Origin of the sequence: Mesorhizobium sp. M7D.F.Ca.US.004.03.1.1, from assembly GCF_003998635.1 — a bacterium.
GTDB lineage: Bacteria > Pseudomonadota > Alphaproteobacteria > Rhizobiales > Rhizobiaceae > Mesorhizobium > Mesorhizobium loti.
Window position 1 is genome coordinate 1 of record NZ_RZQG01000028.1, and the last position, 18,782, is coordinate 18,782.

19 protein-coding genes and 1 pseudogene are annotated in these 18,782 nt (G+C 60.6%); 14 read left to right on the forward strand and 6 right to left on the reverse strand.

Annotated features, from left to right (window positions below; all coding sequences use genetic code 11):
* The 3 genes and pseudogenes from EN935_RS03520 to EN935_RS03530 all read left to right on the forward strand — a co-directional run.
* On the forward strand, positions 1 to 1,756 hold a 1,756-nt coding region (locus EN935_RS03520), incomplete at its 5' end, for an FAD-dependent oxidoreductase (RefSeq protein WP_164771010.1).
* A gap of 46 nt (positions 1,757 to 1,802) precedes the next feature.
* Entirely contained in the window at positions 1,803 to 2,552 is a 750-nt protein-coding gene (locus EN935_RS03525; RefSeq protein WP_126070659.1) for an electron transfer flavoprotein subunit beta/FixA family protein, read from the forward strand.
* A 24-nt stretch (positions 2,553 to 2,576) separates the two neighbouring features.
* A pseudogene (locus EN935_RS03530) lies at positions 2,577 to 3,377 on the forward strand (electron transfer flavoprotein subunit alpha/FixB family protein); the annotation flags it as partial.
* Between the two features lie 119 nt (positions 3,378 to 3,496).
* Here EN935_RS03530 and EN935_RS03535 read toward each other — a convergent pair.
* Together EN935_RS03535 and EN935_RS03540 are read right to left on the reverse strand one after the other, a co-directional pair.
* Positions 3,497 to 4,846 (reverse strand): HAMP domain-containing sensor histidine kinase, encoded by a 1,350-nt coding sequence (locus tag EN935_RS03535; protein ID WP_127264312.1) that lies wholly within the window; start codon positions 4,844 to 4,846, stop codon positions 3,497 to 3,499.
* On the reverse strand, positions 4,846 to 5,520 hold the full coding sequence (locus EN935_RS03540) for a response regulator transcription factor (RefSeq protein ID WP_109670184.1): 675 nt from the start codon (positions 5,518 to 5,520) through the stop codon (positions 4,846 to 4,848). The genes EN935_RS03535 and EN935_RS03540 overlap by 1 nt, the downstream gene beginning before the upstream one ends.
* 283 nt (positions 5,521 to 5,803) lie before the next feature.
* On the opposite strand from EN935_RS03540, the gene EN935_RS03545 reads away from it, so the two are divergent.
* Complete coding sequence (locus tag EN935_RS03545; RefSeq protein ID WP_127264314.1) at positions 5,804 to 6,382, forward strand: methyltransferase domain-containing protein; 579 nt, start codon at positions 5,804 to 5,806, stop codon at positions 6,380 to 6,382.
* The gene (locus EN935_RS03550) at positions 6,369 to 7,001 is read left to right on the forward strand and encodes a DedA family protein (RefSeq protein WP_127264316.1); all 633 of its coding nucleotides are present in this window, start codon (positions 6,369 to 6,371) and stop codon (positions 6,999 to 7,001) included. The genes EN935_RS03545 and EN935_RS03550 overlap by 14 nt, the downstream gene beginning before the upstream one ends.
* 252 nt (positions 7,002 to 7,253) lie before the next feature.
* Here the strand turns inward: EN935_RS03550 and EN935_RS03555 are convergent, their stop codons facing one another.
* Positions 7,254 to 8,315, reverse strand: coding sequence for a nucleotidyltransferase domain-containing protein (locus tag EN935_RS03555; RefSeq protein WP_245468867.1), 1,062 nt, complete (start codon positions 8,313 to 8,315; stop codon positions 7,254 to 7,256).
* A gap of 45 nt (positions 8,316 to 8,360) precedes the next feature.
* On the opposite strand from EN935_RS03555, the gene EN935_RS41800 reads away from it, so the two are divergent.
* Positions 8,361 to 8,792 (forward strand): nitroreductase family protein, encoded by a 432-nt coding sequence (locus EN935_RS41800; protein WP_245468868.1) that lies wholly within the window; start codon positions 8,361 to 8,363, stop codon positions 8,790 to 8,792.
* A 2-nt stretch (positions 8,793 to 8,794) separates the two neighbouring features.
* Positions 8,795 to 8,935: a host attachment protein gene (locus tag EN935_RS41805; protein ID WP_348629872.1), complete on the forward strand. Its 141-nt coding sequence runs from the start codon at positions 8,795 to 8,797 to the stop codon at positions 8,933 to 8,935.
* Positions 8,936 to 9,041: 106 nt separating this feature from the next.
* Here EN935_RS41805 and EN935_RS03570 read toward each other — a convergent pair whose 3' ends face one another.
* Positions 9,042 to 9,257, reverse strand: coding sequence for a hypothetical protein (locus EN935_RS03570; protein ID WP_127264320.1), 216 nt, complete (start codon positions 9,255 to 9,257; stop codon positions 9,042 to 9,044).
* Between the two features lie 456 nt (positions 9,258 to 9,713).
* On the opposite strand from EN935_RS03570, the gene EN935_RS03575 reads away from it, so the two are divergent.
* From EN935_RS03575 to EN935_RS03590, 4 genes are all read left to right on the forward strand, one after another.
* Complete coding sequence (locus EN935_RS03575; RefSeq protein ID WP_245488834.1) at positions 9,714 to 10,541, forward strand: universal stress protein; 828 nt, start codon at positions 9,714 to 9,716, stop codon at positions 10,539 to 10,541.
* Positions 10,542 to 10,552: 11 nt separating this feature from the next.
* Positions 10,553 to 12,160 (forward strand): MBL fold metallo-hydrolase, encoded by a 1,608-nt coding sequence (locus EN935_RS03580; RefSeq protein WP_127264324.1) that lies wholly within the window; start codon positions 10,553 to 10,555, stop codon positions 12,158 to 12,160.
* 122 nt (positions 12,161 to 12,282) lie between these two features.
* Positions 12,283 to 14,706, forward strand: a complete 2,424-nt coding sequence (locus EN935_RS03585; RefSeq protein ID WP_127264326.1) for a phosphoketolase family protein — start codon at positions 12,283 to 12,285, stop codon at positions 14,704 to 14,706.
* A gap of 39 nt (positions 14,707 to 14,745) precedes the next feature.
* Positions 14,746 to 15,951, forward strand: a complete 1,206-nt coding sequence (locus EN935_RS03590) for an acetate/propionate family kinase (RefSeq protein ID WP_127264328.1) — start codon at positions 14,746 to 14,748, stop codon at positions 15,949 to 15,951.
* Here EN935_RS03590 and EN935_RS03595 read toward each other — a convergent pair whose 3' ends face one another.
* Together EN935_RS03595 and EN935_RS03600 are read right to left on the reverse strand one after the other, a co-directional pair.
* A complete protein-coding gene (locus tag EN935_RS03595; protein WP_127264340.1) occupies positions 15,952 to 16,467 on the reverse strand; it encodes a GNAT family N-acetyltransferase in 516 nt (171 codons plus the stop codon).
* Between the two features lie 73 nt (positions 16,468 to 16,540).
* Positions 16,541 to 17,188 (reverse strand): helix-turn-helix domain-containing protein, encoded by a 648-nt coding sequence (locus EN935_RS03600; RefSeq protein ID WP_126067997.1) that lies wholly within the window; start codon positions 17,186 to 17,188, stop codon positions 16,541 to 16,543.
* Positions 17,189 to 17,402: 214 nt separating this feature from the next.
* On the opposite strand from EN935_RS03600, the gene EN935_RS40645 reads away from it, so the two are divergent.
* The 3 genes from EN935_RS40645 to EN935_RS03610 all read left to right on the forward strand — a co-directional run bounded on the left by EN935_RS40645 (position 17,403) and on the right by EN935_RS03610 (position 18,770).
* Positions 17,403 to 17,564 carry a hypothetical protein gene (locus EN935_RS40645; RefSeq protein WP_164771011.1) on the forward strand — a complete coding sequence of 54 codons (162 nt, stop codon included), beginning with the start codon at positions 17,403 to 17,405 and terminating at the stop codon, positions 17,562 to 17,564.
* 127 nt (positions 17,565 to 17,691) lie between these two features.
* A complete protein-coding gene (locus EN935_RS03605; RefSeq protein WP_126067998.1) occupies positions 17,692 to 17,940 on the forward strand; it encodes an exopolysaccharide production repressor protein in 249 nt (82 codons plus the stop codon).
* An 86-nt stretch (positions 17,941 to 18,026) separates the two neighbouring features.
* Positions 18,027 to 18,770, forward strand: coding sequence for a metallophosphoesterase family protein (locus EN935_RS03610; RefSeq protein WP_127264330.1), 744 nt, complete (start codon positions 18,027 to 18,029; stop codon positions 18,768 to 18,770).
* The last annotated feature ends 12 nt before the right edge of the window (positions 18,771 to 18,782 follow it).

The following is an 18,782-nucleotide window of genomic DNA, read 5'->3' on the forward strand; positions in this document are numbered from 1 at the left end:
GATCACGGACGCGGTTCCGGAGGTCGTCGAACGCAAGCGTCAGGGATTGCCGGAAATGCCGATCCTGCGCGACGAGGGCTTTGAAGGCTATTTGCGCGAGGAGGGCGACGGGCTGATGTTCGGTCCCTATGAAAAGACCGAGCATCTGAAGTTGTTTGCCGAGAACGGCGTGCCGGAGTGGTTTGGTGCCGATCTCCTCGAGGAAGATTTCGATGCGGTCGCATGGAACTGGGAAAGGGCGATGGACCTGGTCCCTGCGCTGGGCCGTGTTGGCCTCAAAGCCAATGTGCGTGGCCCTTTTCAGATGACCGCCGACGAACTGCCGCTGGTCGGTCCTGCCTGGGGTCTCGAAAATGTCTGGATTGCCGAAGGCGTGCCCGGCGGCATCCTGTGGGGCGGAGCGATCGGCTATTATCTTTCCGAGCGCATCGTGGAGGGCGCTAACAGTCTTGACACATCCGAGATCGACTCGCGTCGCTTCGGCGACTACGCCAACAAAAACTGGACGCGCGAGAAGGTCCGTGAGGCTTGGGGTACCCATGCCGAGCTGCATTATCCCGGTCAGGATATGCCTGCTGCCCGGCCTCAGAAGACTGCGCCGTCTTATGACAGGCTCTCCGAGCGGGGTGCCGTCTGGGGCGTGCTCAACGGTTGGGAAATGCCGAACTGGTTCGCGCCGAAAGGCGTCGAAGCCAAGGACCAGTACAGCTGGCGCTGGACCGAGAAGGGCAAATACATCGGCGAGGAGGTTCATGCGGTACGCAACGCCGTCGGTCTTGTAGAAATGACGCCGATGACCAAATTCGAGGTCAGCGGCCCTGGTGCCGAGGCTTGGCTGGACTGGGTTCTTGCAAATCGACTGCCGAAGACCGGCCGTGTCAACCTCAGCCATCATCTGACACCGAAAGGCGGCGTCCAGGCCGAGTACGTAGTTGCCCGCCTCGAGACAGGAACCTTCTATCTCATCTCTACGCCGCGGGCGGAACGCTGGAATTTCGACGACCTTTCGAAACTACTGCCGAAAGACGGCAGCGTCCATCTCCGCAACGTCACCAATGACCGGGGCTGCTTTACCATCGTAGGCCCGAAGGCGCGCGACGTGCTGCAACCGTTGACGGAGATCGATCTTTCGAATGACGCGTTCCCATGGTTCGGCGTGAAATCGGGCACGGTTGGGCTCGCCAGCGACGTTCGAATGCTCCGCGTCAATTACGAAGGTGAGCTCGGCTGGGAACTCTACCATCCACTCTGCTACCAGAGGCATCTGCTGGATGCGCTGCTCGCATCGGGGGAATCACATGGCCTTCGCCTGATCGGCATGCATGCGCTGGAATCATTGCGCCTCGAAAAATCCTATCGGGCAATGTATCGTGACATGAACCCGGAGCTTTCCGCTTGGGAAAGCAACCTCGACCGCTTCATCCGACTCGACAAGGGTAATTTCATCGGTAGCGATGCCCTTGTTAAGGAGAAGGAAAGGGGGATCGCTCGCCGCTCGGTCACGCTTTCGATCGACACCGACGAAGCAAGCTCGCTGATTCACGAGGGTGTCTACCACCAGGGCAGCCTCGTCGGTCGCATCACCTCGGGCACTTACTCCTACACACTGGGTTACGACGTAGCCATCGCCCTTCTTCCAACCGACCTTGCCGTTCCCGGCACTGAACTCGTAGTGCCGATCCTTGGCGAGCGTCGCAGGGCGCGCGTGATCACGGAGTCGCCCTACGACCCGGAAGCCAAGCGCGCCCGCATGTGATCGTGCAGGTGTTGGAAAGTCACCGAAACTCCCGAAAGGATGAGCTATGAAGATCCTTGTGCCCGTGAAGCGGGTTGTGGATGCGAACGTCAAGGTTCGCGTGAAGGCTGATGGTTCGGCGGTGGAGCTCGCCAACGTCAAGATGGCGATGAACCCGTTCGACGAGATCGCGGTTGAAGAGGCAATCCGGCTGAAGGAAGCCGGCAAGGCGGAAGAAATCATCGTCGTCTCGATCGGCCCGCAGCAGTCGCAGGAGACCCTGCGCACCGCGCTCGCCATGGGTGCTGACCGCGCCATCCTGGTCAAGACCGACGAACAGACCGAGCCGCTCGGCGTCGCCAAGGTGCTGAAGGGCGTCGTCGACGCCGAGCAGCCCGGCCTTGTCATCCTCGGCAAGCAGGCGATCGACGACGACAGCAACCAGACCGGCCAGATGCTGGCGGCCCTGCTCGGCTGGGCGCAAGGCACCTTCGCCTCCAAGATTGTGCTCGACGGCGACAAGGCCAAGGTGACGCGCGAAGTCGACGGCGGCCTGCAGACGGTGGAGCTGAAGATGCCGGCGATCGTCACCGCCGACCTTCGCCTCAACCAGCCGCGCTATGCCTCGCTGCCCAACATCATGAAGGCCAAGAAGAAGCAGCTCGACGAGAAGACCCCGGCCGACTACGGCGCCGACGTCAAGCCGCGGCTGAAGGTCATCAAGACCGAGGAGCCGAGTGGCCGCAAGGCAGGCGTCAAGGTCAAGAGCGTCGCTGAGCTGGTCGACAAGCTCAAGAACGAAGCCGGCGTGCTGTAAGCGATCGGGAAAGGAACAAGAAAAATGGCTATTCTCCTCATCGCAGAACACGACAACGCAACGCTTTCCGACCAGACCGCCAAGGCGCTGTCGGCCGCCTTGCAGATCGGCTCGGACGTGCATGTGCTGGTTGCCGGCAAGGGCGCCAAGCCGGCAGCGGACGCCGCCGCCAAGCTGAAGGGCGTGAGCAAGGTGCTGTTGGCCGAAGCCGACGAGCTTGCCGAGCGCCTTGCCGAACCGACGGCAGCGCTCGTCGTGTCGCTGGCAGGCGCTTACGACACCATCATCGCGCCGGCGACCTCGTCGGGCAAGAATGTCGCGCCGCGCGTGGCAGCGCTGCTCGATGTCGCGCAGGTGTCCGAGATCATCGAAGTGGTGTCGCCCGACACTTTCAAGCGGCCGATCTATGCCGGCAACGCCATCCAGACGGTGCAGTCGAGCGACGCCAAGAAGGTGATCACGGTCCGCACGGCCTCGTTCCAGGCAGCCCCCGAGGGTGGCTCGGCGGCGGTCGAGAGTATCAAGGCGGCAGCCAATCCCGGCCTGTCCACCTTCGTCGAGAACAAGCTTTCCGAGACCGACCGTCCGGAGCTGACCTCGGCCAAGATCATCATCTCGGGTGGTCGTGCGCTGGGTTCGGCGGAGAAGTTCCAGGAGGTCATCCTGCCGGTCGCCGACAAGCTCGGTGCGGCGGTCGGCGCTTCGCGCGCGGCGGTCGACGCCGGCTATGCGCCGAACGACTGGCAGGTCGGCCAGACCGGCAAGGTGGTTGCCCCCGATCTTTACATCGCGGTGGGCATCTCCGGCGCCATCCAGCACCTCGCCGATGGCGAGACCGTTGCGGGCACTTTCACAGCGACCGTACAACTATCGGGCAGCAAGTTCGCCTTCGTCGAGAAGTCCCACGAGTCACGCTTGTCCCCTGGGTCACCGGTCATCGACCGTCAGCTCGGCATCGCAAAGGACATTCGCAGACACGCGCCTTTGTCAGCTTCGACGACAGCAACCTGGCCACCGTGCAGGCGCATGATCTCCTGCACCAAGTTTAGCCCTAGTCCGGCGCCGCGACCGTCAGGTGTCAAGCGGTTGAACGGTTCGAAGATCTGCCTCCGCTCGTTGGCCGGAATGCCTCTACCTTCATCGCAAACTTCGACGAAGCCGGCTGCGTCGACACGAACCGTGATGGTTCCGTGGCGGCCACCATGGTCGATGGCGTTTTGCACCAGATTGGTCAGCGCCCTTTCGAGCGAGGTCTGGTCGCCCATGACAAGGATTTCGCCGCGTTCAGCTTCGAATGACATGTCGTAGCCTGCCGCAAGCGCCAGCGGGCCGAGGTCAAAGACCACCTGTTTGGCCATTCCGACAAGATTGACCGGCAGGAAGTGGTTCGACTTCTGATCAAGCCGCTGAAGATCGAGAAGCTGGCCGGCGAGGGTTGTCAGGCGTGCCGCGTCCTCCAGCAGGCTCGTCTTGTCGGATCCGGGAGGCAACGCCGCAACTCGAGCATTCAAGATGGCAATGGGCGTGCGCAGTTCGTGCGCGGCTTGCGCGAGAAAATGCTGATGGCGCGCATATCCCGCATCGAGGCGCTGGAGCGCATCGTTGACCGCGTTGACGAGAGGGCCGATTTCGACAGGCACATCATTCACCGGTAGCTGCACGCCGCGCTTGTCAAATTCGATGCGGGTCGCTTGCGCCACTGCCCGGCCCAGCCCCGCCAGCGCCCGGCGTACGACAAAAGGTGTTGCGACCAAGGTTGCCAGCGTCATGAGGGCGATCACCGGCAAGATGACAGAGACAAATCCACCAGATACTCCCAAGGCAAGGCGACGGATGGACATCTGCCCTTGCGTGCCCGTCAAGATGTGAACTTTGCCAGCAGCAGTAGTGACCCACTTGATGACTGCATCAGGTTTTCCACCCATTCCGAGCTGCCCTAGCCGGGCGTCATTCAGCTTGTCGAGTATGCCGATGACGGGCGCATAGGTCGGCGGAATGTTGCCCTCCGACAAGCGATGCGCCTCAGCATCTCGGATCACGAACCATAACCCCGGCGCTTCCGACCGAAGACGAACAAGTGCGGAGGTCGGCTGAAGAGCCAACCCGCCGCTTGCGTCTCGCACAATCGCATCCGCGAGCACGTCGAGACTGCCTCCTTCGTAATCGTCGACGAGATAGCCGGTGCTCCAGAGGGCCCCGACGGTCAGCGCCACAAGTGCTGCAATCATTGCAGCCTGCAGCGCCACAATTCTGCTGACCAGCAGCCATTTCAGGGAACGAGGCTTCGACCGCATTACGCCGTCTCGCGCAGCAGATAGCCGACGCCACGTATGCCACTGATCACCACGCCCGCGTTGGCATCCGTGAGCTTGCGGCGAGCCCGCGAAATATGCGTATCGAGCGCATTCGACTGGATATCGTCATTGATGCCGAAAACGGCTTCCATCAGCGTCTCGCGCAGCACCATGCGTCCCATCCGCCGCATCAGGGCTTCAACAACGAGCAATTCCCGCCGCGGCATCCGCAGATGAACCCCGTCGACATGCGCCTCGCGATGCGTGAAGTCGAATGACATGCGACCTATGCTCACGATGTCGGCCTGCACATTGGCTGGGCGGCGCATGATGGCCCTAAGCCGAGCCAGCAGCTCCTCAAAGGCAAACGGTTTCCCCAGATAGTCGTCAGCACCACTGTCCAGGCCGGCAACCCGGTCGATCAGGTCACCCTTTGCCGTCAGCACCAGCACCGGCACTACATTGCCGTTTGCGCGCAGCGACTTGATCAGTGAAAGCCCGTCGCCATCCGGCAATCTGCGGTCCAGCACCACCACGTCGTAAATGTCATCGCAGAGCGCGGCGTCAGCCTCCGCCAGGCTTGCCACATCGTCGACAACCATGTCGTGGCGGACCAGCCCACTGCGCAGAACCCCGACCATGGCCTGCTCGTCTTCCACCAACAGCACGCGCATCCAATCAGCTCCGTCGTTCACGCGCATAGTTTAGCCGGGCACCAGCGCCGCTGCATTGCGAAAACCTTGCAGGCAAGCTTTTACGAGAGATTTTTGGCTTATCCCGACGCCGCCGCCCCCCATCCTTCGAAGAATATTTGTGTGACAGGTTTTCTCAATCCGGGCGTGTGAGTTCTCGGCTCTTCACTGAATAGGACGAGATCAATGCCCTGCAATTTCGCCAGCCTCGCGGCTGAACGACGCGTCCCCCCTTCTGTTTATGGTTCGATCCTGGAGGGCCAGCATGTCGATCGCTGATATCCCGCCATTCTTTCTTGCCTGGCTTCGCAATCCACGCAGCATCGCGGCTGTGGCCCCATCAGGCGCCCGGGTTGCGGCACTGATGACCCAGGACATCGATTCTGCGACCGGACCCGTCATGGAGCTAGGACCCGGCACCGGGGCTTTCACCTATTCACTGCTCAAGCGCGGTGTGTGCGAGAAGGATCTTACGCTGGTCGAGTTCAGCGCTGATTTTGTCCAGCTCTTGAAGTCGCGCTTCCCCCAAGCCCGCGTTCTCAAGATGGATGCCACACGACTTGCCGACCTCAGGCTATTTGACCGCGCCTCGGCTGGCGCAGTCATCAGCGGGCTGGGCTTTCGTGCCATGCAGCCCAAGCAGGTCACCGCCATCTTGAACGGAGCCTTCAAATATCTGAGACCCAACGGCGCATTTTATCAGATCACCTATGGCCCACGCTGTCCGGTTCCCGAACCCGTTCTGGATCACCTGAACCTCAGTTCAGCGCATGTCGGCCGAACCGTCTGGAACATACCGCCGGCGTCCGTCTACCGGATTAGCAGATCCGATGACTGCGCCTGAGCTCACCATGCAAGTGCCGCACGCTGTCACCGTGCTGATGAGCTTCGGGCTTGCCGGCATCGGGTGTCTCGCCATTGCCGAAAAGTTCGTCCCTCTCTTTCCGTCCTATATCTTGCTGATGCTGTTGGGATTGACCGTGCCGGATGGCGGGGCACTCGCGCTGACCATCGCAGTCACGACATCAGGATCGGTTATTGGAGGGCTGTGCTGGTATGCGATCGGCTTGTCGCTTGGGCCGCAACGGGCGCGCGCGGCTGTGGCGCGTTATGGCAAATGCGTATTCCTGAAACTGCCATTCTATGACAGGCTGACCGACGCCTACCGCCGCAATCATTTCTGGGTGACACTGGCGGGGCAGGTCGTTCCGGCGGTTCGAATTTATCTTGCCTTGCCGGCTGGCGCGTTGAAGCTTGAAGCCAGAACTTTCCTGGCAGCGACATCGCTTGGCTGCCTGCTGTGGAATACGCCATTTCTGTGTCTTGGCTATGCCTTGCGCAGCAGCGGGCACGATCTGGCGCGAGTTGGCTTCTGGGCCGCCTTCGCCATCGTCATGTTCGAAGGCATAATTGTGCTCGCCATCCGATTTCGAAAGTTCAGGAAAGGTCGCTCACATCTTTAAACCGCACGCCGTCACTCCAAAGGAAGTCTTTGGTCGAAATGATGAAGTGTCGAACCGAGTGACAACCGGCAAGTTGCTGCTCATCCCCTGAAAGCGAATACCGCTCTGGCGCGCTCCACAGATCGCCTGCTCATGGATGGGGTCGAACTCACTCCATCTAGTCCGGAAGTGCACGACCAACGATGCACGCGCGTCCTTGGAGCCAGAGAAAATCGGCAGTCACAGACAAGCGCTGAACGATGTCGACGCGAGTCATGCGAACAAATGATGGGCGTCGTCGAAAACGGACGGGGCAAGGGCCCGAAGCTCGCTTGCTTCGTACGGAAGATGCTTGAGATACTGGGTCGTGAGCCCGGCAACAGCTTGCGCCTGGGCCAAGTCGCGACGGCGCTTGATTGGCTCGCGATCAGCTCGTTTCGACACCCAGAATTTGTGCGCGGCAAAAATCCGGGGATCGGGAACGACGAGGCGTAATGGCCCACCTTTTTCATCGATCGCGATTGCTTCGAAAGCAGGGGCATTTTCCAGCCATGCCAAGCCGGCGATCTCGACGGCAACCAATTCGTCGTCGGCCTTCCCAACAGTTTGCCGACTCTGCTTCCACTCCGGGGTCGCAAGCGGTTTGATCAGATCGACGAGATATCCGTCGCGGTTCACCGCGCGGAACGTTGCGGATGAACGCTCGAAGGACCGATCGACCTTGCGCAAGAGGTTGATGAGCGCTCCGTCTTCGACGTTTGTGTCAGCCATGATTCTGAGGGACTGGGGCGCATCCATGAGGAGGCCAATGTCTTCCGTAGACGTGATGCCCGGATCCACGAACACTCCGGCCGTCGCCTCATAGGCGTATATTGCATTGGTTCCCGCAATACGAATGCCTTCGCCGAGAAGACCGGCGTCATCGATTGCCCTGATAATTCTTGCAGCGATCAAGGGAACGCGTCCGAGCCTGAGCGCTCGATTGACAGCAGATTGGCGCTCCATCTGCTCCCGTCGCGCGGAGAGCGTCTCTTGGGCGGACGCGCGTGCCACTTCCCAATCCGCTTTGAGAGCTTCGCTCGCCGGCGAGCGGCGACCTTCCACCTTCTGGTGTCGTGCACCGGTGGAATCGTAGTAGCTTCGCATCAGGTGGTCGATGCCATTCACGGTGTGCCAGACGAGGGATCCCCGAAAGCTCTTCGCCTTTCTTTGGGCCTCCTTAAGCACGGCGAAGCGTTGGTCGGAATTGACTTTCTCACGACGCTGGTCGTTATTTAATTCAATAAAATCAGTCACATCAACAGCGATCAAACGATTTGCACGGAACTGTTGCAAGCCGCAATAACCGGCGGAACGACCGTTTGCAAGGCGCCGAGCGCCATGAACCTGCAGCCATGGGCCTTTGTTGTGGTCAGCGGTTCCGCGCGTCTGCGGGGATTGTCGGATGAGGCCAAGCGCTACACCATCGCCAATCTGCCCAAAGGTTCGCCGCTCGCTGGTCATCCTGCCGATAAAGAGTTCACGATTTTCCATGGTGCGCCGGCGCTGATCATCATTTGTGCCTCGAATGCCGAGAGACAGTCTGACGAGGATTGCTGCCTGGCCGGGCAGAATCTCATGCTTGCAGCTCATGCGAGGGGTCTAGGAACATGCTGGATAGGGTTGTCTCGGCCCTGGCTCAACGAGACGACGGTGAAGAAGGAGCTTGGGATTCCGCTCGCACTGAAACCAGTTGCCCCCATCATTATCAGCCGGGCGCAAAAATTACCTGCCGCCACGTCAAGAAACGAACCGCAGATCATTTGGGGATAGTGGTGATCGCCGATCCGCGCACGCTGGGCGAGTTGCGTAGGCACTTCCAGGCTCCGTTGAGAGCAAAGCTGGTAGGCGAGCTGGCCAAGGATCTCGTGAAACATTCCGCCGAGGCCATCGAGGACACGTTGACGACGGCTTGAGAGGCCGCCCAGATCATGGACCATGTCGCACTTGTGGCAACCGTATTAGTCTCGGTCAAGGAACGTCCGAGGCATCGGCCGGATCACCGACACGCGGAAGCTGCTGCTAGAGGAGAGAGAAGTTCGAGCCGAGAAAGACGAGAACCTGACCGGTGATCAGGGGAATTCGCAATATGAGACCATTCTCGCCGCTGTCCTGGATCGGCGATCCCGCGACGTAAGGGTGCACCTTCAGGATGTTTTTCCAGATCGTTGGAAAATCCGCTCCTTTGTTCCTTTCAGCATTGCACGCATTGAGAAGCCTCGCGACGATGTCCGTCATTGAACCCGCTTTAACTAAGCGCCTGATTTGAAATCATATGGAATGAATACGGCGGGCATGGTTTGATCTGGATCAAAAATGCCGGGCTGCTCAGCCCGACACAATAAGGTCGGCGTTGGCGGAGCTCAGGAAATCGGTCAGCTTGTCGCTCTCGTCATCGGCCGTCAGCACTTCATTGCGCGCCTTGATGCCATGCCCGGCCAAGAAGGTCGCAACATCCTGAATGCCGGCACTGATCCTGTCGCCGGGCTTTTTCTGTCGCTGCAGTTCGAGCTATCCGCATCATAGCGGCTGGGTAAAGGGCTCCCGCTGCTCCTAACCAAACGCCTGACCACCCCTCAGGATGAAGACGCATTTGCGGTGGATCAAAGCTCGCCTCGTCCCTTGTGATTACAAATGTCGCGAAAGATGGCCGTTTGGCCTTTGCCGCAACGGAGGCGAAATCCGATGAAGCTGATGGCATCTCTGTCCTTGGCGACATTTCCAGACGCGAGCTCCTCGAAAATCGCAGCGAATGCAGTCGCAGTCGCCAAGAATATCGAAGCGACGCTGCATGCTGTTGCCGTCAATGTCGACATTCCCGACGTTTCGAACGCGCTCTCGAGCTATTTGCTCGATCTTCCAAACAAGATACGAGAGGTCGAGGCGACCAGCCGCAAATGCGGCAGCGTCCTGCTGGAGGCGATTACGAAAGAAGCAGCGCATGGCGGTGTGACCCTCACCACGCAGGAGTTGACCGCAGCACCGGCCCGGATGGGCGATGTTGCCGCAAACCACTCCCGCTATTTCGATGTCTGTCTGGTCGGCTGGGCGCCGGCCAACCAGACGGCGCGGATGATAGCCGAGGCGATACTGTTCGGCTCGGGTCGACCGACCCTGCTTATTCCCGACTCCACGGACGTCGGGGTCCTTGGACATGTCGTTATCGCCTGGGACGCCAGCCGAGTGGCCGCACGGGCTGTTGCCGACGCACACGCGTTTCTCGAACGGGCCTCCATGATCACCGTTGTGACCGTGACCGATGAAAAGCCACTTCCTGGACAGGACATCGGCGAACGCCTTGCGCAGGGATTGAGGACGCGCGGTCTGGTGGCCGAGGCCGCCTCGATCCAGGCAGGGGATCGGTCGATCGGAACAGCTCTCCAGGAGCATGCTCTCAAGATCGGCGGCGACCTACTTGTCATGGGCGGATATGGTCACTCCCGCGTCAGGGACTTCGTGCTTGGCGGTGCCACCGAAGGCATTCTCGCGGATCTGCGTCTGCCTGTCCTGCTGTCGCATTAGGTTGTGGCGATATGAGAGGCAATCGCGACACGGATCCTGTTCTGCGCTTCCACGGCGCGGCTCATGGTGTCACCGGCTCTTGCTATGAGATCGAAACGCCGCGCGGGCGGATTCTCGTCGACTGCGGCCTGTTCCAGGGGTCGAAGTCGGAAAGGGAACTGAACTATGGTGCGTTCCCGTTTCCACCGGACGCGATTGACGCCGTCATTCTAACGCATGCACATATCGACCACAGCGGCCTTTTGCCGAAACTGGTCAAGCAGGGATTTGCCGGCCCGATCCACACCACTCGCGCCACCATCGATCTTTGCTCAGTCATGCTGCCGGATTCGGCTCATATTCAGGAAATGGAGGTCGAGCACCTGAACCGCCGCAACGCGCAGCGCGGTCGGCCGCCGGTCGAGCCGATCTACAGCCTGCGGGATGCGGCCGCTTGCATGACCTTGTTCCGGGCTCTGGAATACGGCGAATGGACCATCGTCACCGACGGCCTTCGCGCCCGCTTCTGGAATGCCGGCCATCTGCTTGGTTCGGCATCGGTCGAACTCGAGATCGACCGGCAGGATGCGCCCCTGCGCCTCATGTTCTCGGGCGACATAGGCCCCGGCCACAAGCTGCTTCAGACCGATCCAGAGGGGCCGTCGGGCGTCGATTATCTGATCTGTGAATCGACCTATGGCGACCGAGAGCGACCTGACGTCTCGCCGGAGCAGCGGCGATCCCAGCTCGGCGACATCGTTCGTGGCGCTGCCGAGGCCTGTGGCCCCCTCATTATTCCGTCTTTCGCGGTCGAGAGGACGCAAGAACTGCTGGTCGATCTGTATTTGCTCATGAAAGCGGGGGAGGTGCCGTCAGCCCCGGTCTTCGTCGACTCGCCGCTGGCAACACGCGCCAGTGCGATTTTTGAGCGCCATGCCAACGAGATCGAGCAGGGTGACGTGCTGCGCCTGGCCCTCAACTCGAAGGAGCTGCGCTTCACAGAGACGGTGGAACAGAGCAAGGCGATCAATCGCCTGACCGGCTTCTTCGTGGCGATCGCCGCCAGCGGCATGTGCGATGCGGGGCGAATCCGCCATCATCTCAAGGCCAATCTCTGGCGCAGGAACGCCACGGTGATGATGGCCGGATACCAGGCCCAAGGGTCGCTCGGGAGGATACTGCTCGACGGCGCTGAGCGTGTGCGCATCCAGGGTGAGGAAGTCGAGGTCAAAGCACGCATCACCCTGTTCGACCTCTATTCCGGCCACGCCGACGCCAGCGAACTGGTTGCCTGGCTCAAGGCCCGAACTCCGGTGAAGCAGCAGGTGTTCCTGACGCATGGAGAGGAGGCTGGACTCGGCGGCCTGCGTGGAAGGCTTGCAGGACTGATACCCGACGACAAGATCATCATCCCGAGGCTAGACGATGCTTTCCAATTGACCCCCGGTCGTAGTTTGCCGGTCGAGGTTAACGAGCCCCGCCGTCTGACGCCGGGAAAGATTGCCCGCCTCGACTGGCACAACGACCTTTCAAGGCTTCTCCTGGACGTAAACGAGGCGGTCACCGCTGCGGCCGACGAGAGGGGTCGCGCAGCGGTGATTAGGCGCATGCGCAGGGCGCTCGAGGACAACGACGCATAGAGGCCGTGAAGCGATGAACTGAAAGCGCGCGAACGCGTTGGTGTCCATTCGCTGCAGATCAAAGAACACAGGCCCGTGTCGCAGTCCGGCGACAGGGCGCCAACAGGCGATGGGAGCCAGACATGACAGAGCATACGACAATACCAGCTTCCAGTGGCCTTCTGTCCGATCGCGAGTTGCACGATATCGATGCCTATTGGCGTGCTGCCAACTATCTGACGATCGGCCAGATCTACCTGCTCGACAATCCGCTGCTGCGCGAACCGTTGCGGCTGGAGCACGTCAAGCCGCGCCTGCTCGGCCACTGGGGAACGTCGCCGGGCTTGAGTTTTATCTATGCACACCTCAATCGCGCAATCCGGCTCAGGGAAGCAAATGTGATCTATGTTTGCGGCCCAGGCCATGGCGGCCCGGCAATGGTGGCGAATACCTATCTGGAAGGCACCTACAGCGAATTCAATCCGGACATTGCGATGGACGAGCAGGGGATGCGCAAGCTGTTCCGGCAGTTTTCGTTTCCCGGCGGTATCCCGAGCCATGCAGCACCGGATGTGCCCGGCTCAATTCATGAGGGCGGAGAGTTGGGCTATTCGCTTTCGCATGCCTATGGCGCCGCCTTCGACAATCCCGACCTTGTCGTCGCCTGTGTCGTCGGTGACGGCGAGGCTGAAACGGGGCCACTGGCAGCCGCGTGGCATTCCAACAAATTCCTCAACCCGGCGCGCGACGGGGCGGTGCTGCCGATCCTGCATCTGAACGGCTACAAGATCGCCAATCCGACCATTCTGGCCCGCATTCCCGAAGACGAATTGCGCGCGCTGTTTGCCGGCTACGGCTATGAGCCGCTGTTCGTGGAGGGCCACGAGCCTGTGCTGATGCATGAGCGAATGGCGAGCGTGCTCGACGATGCGTTTGATAGGATCCAGGCTATCCAGCATGCCGCCCGCAACGGAGCTGCGGCGACCGCGTCACGACCAAAATGGCCAATGATCGTGCTGCGCAGCCCCAAGGGCTGGACGGGACCGAAAGAGGTCGACGGTCTGAAGACCGAGGGCTTCTGGCGCTCGCATCAGGTACCCTTGTCTGGCCTTGCGGAAAACCCGGCCCATCTCAAGCTGCTCGAGGAGTGGCTGAAAAGCTACCGGCCCGAGGAACTGTTCGACGCCGCCGGCGCTCCTGTGGCTGCGATCCGCGCCACGGCACCCCAGGCGACGAGACGTATGGGCGCCAACCCGCATGCCAATGGCGGCCTGCTGCGAAGGTCTCTGGATCTGCCGGCGTTGCATGACCACGCCATTGCGCTTGAGCGCCCTGGCGCCATCAAGGCTGAGTCGACGCGGGTCATGGGTCGTTTCCTGCGTGACGTCATGAAGTTGAACGAGGCCTCAGAGAACTTCCGGATCGTCGGCCCGGACGAGACCGCCTCGAACCGGCTTCAAGACGTGTTCGAGGTCACGGAACGTGCCTGGATGGAAAAGATTCTGCCCGAAGATGTCCATCTCGGCCGCGACGGCCGGGTTCTCGAAATCCTCTCTGAGCACACCTGCCAGGGTTGGCTGGAAGGCTATCTGCTCACCGGGCGCCATGGCCTGTTTTCCTGCTACGAGGCGTTTATCCACATCGTCGATTCCATGTTCAATCAGCACGCGAAATGGCTGGATGCCTGCCGCGATATCCCGTGGCGGCGGCCGATCGCATCGCTGAATTATCTGTTGTCCAGCCATGTCTGGCATCAGGAACACAACGGCTTTAGCCATCAGGACCCCGGCTTCATTGACGTCGCCCTCAACAAGAAGGCCGATATTGTGCGGGTCTACCTGCCACCGGACGCCAACACCTTGTTGTGCGTGACCGACCATGTGCTGCAGACCTGGAACCGCATCAACGTCATCGTCGCCGGCAAGCCGCCGTCTTGGCAGTGGCTGTCGATGGATAGGGCAATCATTCACTGCAGGGCAGGGGTCGGCATCTGGGACTGGGCGTCAACTGACGATGGGGCAGAGCCCGACCTCGTGATGGCTTGCGCTGGCGACGTCCCGACCCTAGAAACGCTGGCCGCGGTGCAGATCCTCAGGCAACAGGTTCCCGATCTCAGGATCCGGGTGGTCAATGTCGTTGACCTGATGACTCTTCAGCCAAAGGAATACCATCCGCACGGTCTGTCGGATCGCGATTTCGACGCGCTGTTCACTACCGACAAGCCGGTCATCTTTGCCTATCACGGCTATCCCTGGACCATCCATCGCCTGACTTATCGGCGCACCAACCACGACAACATCCATGTGCGTGGCTATAACGAAGAAGGGACGACGACGACGCCTTTCGACATGACGGTGCTGAATGGCCTCGACCGCTTTCATATCGTCCAAAGCGCCCTCGACTGGGTGCCGCGACTGAAGAGCGTGCGGGTCGGCCTGAAGCAGGCGATGGACAGCAAGCTGCTTGAACATCGAGCCTGTATTCGCGCCCATGGGCAGGATATGCCCGAGATCCTTGACTGGAAGTGGGGACAGGATGCTGATGCGGCGCTGAAGCGTCCAGATTGACCTCAAGCACATAGGGACGGAAACATATCGGATGGCTTCATGACCGATGCGATCCTTGTCCTGAACGGCGGTTCTTCGAGCCTGAAGTTCGCCGTCTTCGAAGGGCGTGACCAACTTCCGGTACTGCTGCGCGGCAATGTCTCCTCCCTCGGTCAACAACCGCGGCTGCGTGTCGAGGCCGCGGCCAGCGCGTCCAAGATCGATAGGAGCCTGGGCGAAGCACGGATCGATATGGACAAGGCGTTCGCGGCGGTTGCATCCGTGCTCGCCGATAACGATCTCCTGCGTCGCATCGACAGGGTAGGGCACAGGATCGTTCACGGCGGGCGTGACTTCACCGAAGCAACGCGGCTCGACGAACGCACGCTAAAAGCGCTGCGCTTGCTTGAGCCGATGGCGCCCATCCACCAACGAATCAATCTCGAGCTTGTCGCGCTGGCCACAAAGCTCTTGCCGCAGGCCCTCCAGATAGGGTGCTTCGACACGGCGTTTCATTCAGCCCGGCCGGAGCTCGCCAAAATCTACGGGCTACCGCGCGCAATGTCCGAGGCGGGCATCGTGTCCTACGGCTTTCATGGGCTGTCTTACAGCCATATCGCTGCAAAGCTGCATGATCGTTACGGCACCCGCGCGGGTGGCCGCACGATCGTCGCCCATCTCGGCAGCGGCGCCAGCCTGTGCGCCATGGACGCTGGACGGAGCATCGCCACGACGATGGGATTTTCGACCCTGGACGGCCTGCTGATGAGCACGCGTTGCGGCGCGCTGGACCCGGGGGTGATCCTCCACTTGCTGCAGGAACGGCGGCTGTCTGGGGACGAACTGGTCACGATTCTCTACGAGCAATCAGGCCTGCTCGGTGTGTCCGGAATATCTGGTGATATGCGGACGCTGATCGGCTCGGACGATCTTGCCGCCGCACAGGCTGTCGATCTCTTCGTCTATCGGATCGGACGTGAGATAGGATCGTTGGCCGCTGCCATGGGAGGGCTGGACACGCTGGTGTTCACTGCCGGCATCGGCGAAAACGCGCCCTTGGTCCGGGAAAGGATCAGCGCCGCCGCGGCCTGGCTTGGGGTCGGCCTCGACGAGGAGCGAAACCGAGGAGGCGAGGAGGTGGTCAGCGCTGCGAATTCCCGCGTCGATGTGCTTGTCATTCCAGCGGATGAAGAACGCGCCGTGGCCACGGACATGTTCATCTTCCGATCTGCCGCGCCCGCAACGGCCCGGGAGGGGCCACGATAGCTAACCGGCTGATCGCGATCCCAGTTCCCGCCGAACCAGGACAAGCGTCGCATCGTCGGGATCGGGCGTGACGGTGAAACCCATGTCGCGCTCGACCTCGATCGCAGCACGGTTTTCACGGCTCTCGATCGACTCGATCGCTTTGAGGCCGAGTTCTTCGGCATATTTCGCGATAGAGGCGAGCAGCTCCCAGCCAACGCCCAGATGCTTGCGATCCGCGCGAATGCATATCGCAACCTCGCCGTTTCGATCGGCCGGATCGCTCGCCAGCGTCGCAACCGCGATCAGCATCCCGTCGGTCGAGAATGCTAGAAAATTATGGATATGGGCGTCATCTGAACGCGTCATCGCCACCAGCCGTTCATGCGAGACTTCCTTCACAGCGCCGAGAAAGCGGAAGCGCAGGTCTTCCGGAGTCACATGGGTGAAGAACTCGGCCAGCGTCGGCTCATCTTCAGCGCGCGCGCGGCGCACGTCGAAGCGAAAGCCGGTGTGGGTGGTAAGTGTATTGTCCATCGTCATCTGGTCCTTGAACTGAGGCCGGTTCTGCGGCGTCATTGTCGTCTCTCCTTTTCGTAGGCAGGCACCCTCATTCGCCCATGGTCTGCAACACGTCCTGCTTGACGATTTCGATGCTGCGCAGGTTGAGCAGGCGGATGACGCCCTTGTCCTTCAGCCGGGTGAAGACCCGCGACACGGTCTCGATGGTCAGGCCGAGATAGTCGCCGATGTCCATACGCGACATTGGCAACTCAACCTGCCGCAAGCCGCCCTGCCGCTCCGCCATGTCAACCAGGAAAGCGGCGACACGTTCGATGGCGTTCTGGCGGCCGAGAACCAGCAGATGCTCCTGCGCGCGGGTCAAACCCTTCAGCGCCAAGGGCAATAGTTGGCGGGACATGTCCGCCCCGGTAGTGAGCCGCAGAACGCGGACAGCTGTGGCGTTGATTGCCTCTGCGAAGAAATGATGTGTTGCGTCTGCCTCGAACCCGAATGTCTCTCCGGCGAGGTGAAAGGCGCTGATCTGCCGGCGACCGTCGGCAAGCAAGCGGTAGATGCGCACGGCACCGAACTCGACCTGATAGAAGGCCCCAGCTTTCTCGCCCTGGGCATAGATTTCCGCGCCGGCGGGAAAAAAGCTCACCGGCTGCAGCGGCGCCGGGTCGAACGCATCCGGCAGGCTTGGTTGCACAGAATGCGACAGCAGTGAGATTCTGGAACTCGTGGGGGCGTGCATGGCTGTTTTCCCGGTTGATCCGTGACACAGCAATCGCGCGAATCCGGGGGCCGCGAAATTCGGTTATATCCCTACGGGAAACTACCTACTTAAACACGGAGCGGATTCGCAGCCGCCAAGTGCGGCTACGGCCTTCAACGAGCGATTACGCTGGCCTTGGACCGAATAGACGCCTAGCGTCGCGGTTGCGTCTCCCCAAAGGAGGGATACGGTTATGCAGGATCCCTACCGCGAATACATACATCACGAAAACATCAAGCATTTCAGGCACAAGCTCATATCCGAAACAGACCCGGACCGTCGTGCAACGCTTAAAAATCTGTTGGCCGAGGAATTGGCCAGATTTGCAACAATCAAAAAGAAACCAGTTGACTGACGCCCGGCCTGATTGATCCACGTCAAGCCACAAGCCAATCCGGATGCCTATGATCCCCTTAGCTTTTGCATAGCAATGGGGAGCCGTTTCGAACTTATATCAGGTCCGGGGCGGTTGATGCGCAACAATGTATCTTCCGCAGTTTGTGGTGGGAATGTTTGTCACCTCGGCCATCGTTGCGGTGTGGACCTACGCGGTAACGGGCTCGGTCTGGACAGCACTGGGCTGGGCGATTATCGACTTGGTCGTTCTGCAGGTCGGATACTTCGTCTTTGTCATACGCTTGGTTTACAAAGGCGCGACGGCAGACGCTGAGCCAGACTCGGCATCACTCAGCCATGTTTCGCCACCCCAAAGAGACGGCAAATTGCTTTAGCCGTCCCCAATGATCGCGACGCAGCCGTATCAATCACCCGTGGCACGCGCCTTGCCATGTTTTGCCAATCTCTGGGACAAGGTTGAATGCGCATTGCAATCCTGTCTGACATCCATGCCAATCGCGAGGCGTTCGACGCGGTCATGGAAGCTGTCCACGAACGCGGTAGTCCAGACGAGTTGGTATTGCTCGGTGATCTGGTCGGCTACGGTCCTGATCCCATCTATGTGATCGAGAAGGCCGCCCATCTGATGGCTGATGGCGCGCTTTGCATCATGGGCAACCACGACGAAGCAGTGGCGCTGAATCTAAGCAACATGACGGAGAACGCGCGGTTCGCAGTCCAGTGGACTCGCGAACGCATCGCTCCGGCACATCTTGATTTCCTGGCGCGACTGCCGCTCTCACTGCAATCCGAGGACCGTCTGTATGTGCACGCAAGCGCCGAGCGGCCGGGAAAATGGCCCTATATACGCGACGTGGATGCGGCGGAGCGCTGCCTCTCGGCAAGCGACGCCCGCTTCGTTTTCTGCGGCCACACCCACATTCCCGCCATCTACTACGCGCTGCCCGGTCGCCGGCCAACGCATTTTCAGCCGCATGACAATGTGGCGGCGCCGTTGTCCGAGATCAGGCGTCACCTGGTAGTCGCCGGCGCGGTAGGCCAACCGCGCGACGGCAACCCGGCGGCGTGCTTTGTTCTTGTCGACACGCAGCGACACGAGGTCACGATGGTTCGTGTTCCCTATGATTACGAAGAAACAGCCAGCAAGATTCAAGCCGCCGGCCTGCCTGGATGGCTTGGCATGCGTCTGAAGATCGGCCGCTAAGGAGACGTATTC

Excerpts from the sequence above, each read along its gene's own strand:
- EN935_RS03545 (WP_127264314.1), top strand. The coding sequence starts at position 5,804 with ATGTCGATCGCTGATATCCCGCCATTCTTTCTTGCCTGGCTTCGCAAT.
- EN935_RS03600 (WP_126067997.1), bottom strand. The coding sequence starts at position 17,188 with ATGCACGCCCCCACGAGTTCCAGAATCTCACTGCTGTCGCATTCTGTG.
- EN935_RS03590 (WP_127264328.1), top strand. The coding sequence starts at position 14,746 with ATGACCGATGCGATCCTTGTCCTGAACGGCGGTTCTTCGAGCCTGAAG.
- EN935_RS03535 (WP_127264312.1), bottom strand. The coding sequence starts at position 4,846 with ATGCGGTCGAAGCCTCGTTCCCTGAAATGGCTGCTGGTCAGCAGAATT.
- EN935_RS03580 (WP_127264324.1), top strand. The coding sequence starts at position 10,553 with ATGAGAGGCAATCGCGACACGGATCCTGTTCTGCGCTTCCACGGCGCG.
- EN935_RS03605 (WP_126067998.1), top strand. The coding sequence starts at position 17,692 with ATGTATCTTCCGCAGTTTGTGGTGGGAATGTTTGTCACCTCGGCCATC.
- EN935_RS41800 (WP_245468868.1), top strand. The coding sequence starts at position 8,361 with ATGAACCTGCAGCCATGGGCCTTTGTTGTGGTCAGCGGTTCCGCGCGT.
- EN935_RS03540 (WP_109670184.1), bottom strand. The coding sequence starts at position 5,520 with ATGCGCGTGCTGTTGGTGGAAGACGAGCAGGCCATGGTCGGGGTTCTG.
- EN935_RS03585 (WP_127264326.1), top strand. The coding sequence starts at position 12,283 with ATGACAGAGCATACGACAATACCAGCTTCCAGTGGCCTTCTGTCCGAT.
- EN935_RS03575 (WP_245488834.1), top strand. The coding sequence starts at position 9,714 with ATGGCATCTCTGTCCTTGGCGACATTTCCAGACGCGAGCTCCTCGAAA.
- EN935_RS40645 (WP_164771011.1), top strand. The coding sequence starts at position 17,403 with ATGCAGGATCCCTACCGCGAATACATACATCACGAAAACATCAAGCAT.
- EN935_RS03595 (WP_127264340.1), bottom strand. The coding sequence starts at position 16,467 with ATGGACAATACACTTACCACCCACACCGGCTTTCGCTTCGACGTGCGC.
- EN935_RS03570 (WP_127264320.1), bottom strand. The coding sequence starts at position 9,257 with ATGACGGACATCGTCGCGAGGCTTCTCAATGCGTGCAATGCTGAAAGG.
- EN935_RS03525 (WP_126070659.1), top strand. The coding sequence starts at position 1,803 with ATGAAGATCCTTGTGCCCGTGAAGCGGGTTGTGGATGCGAACGTCAAG.
- EN935_RS03610 (WP_127264330.1), top strand. The coding sequence starts at position 18,027 with ATGCGCATTGCAATCCTGTCTGACATCCATGCCAATCGCGAGGCGTTC.
- EN935_RS03550 (WP_127264316.1), top strand. The coding sequence starts at position 6,369 with ATGACTGCGCCTGAGCTCACCATGCAAGTGCCGCACGCTGTCACCGTG.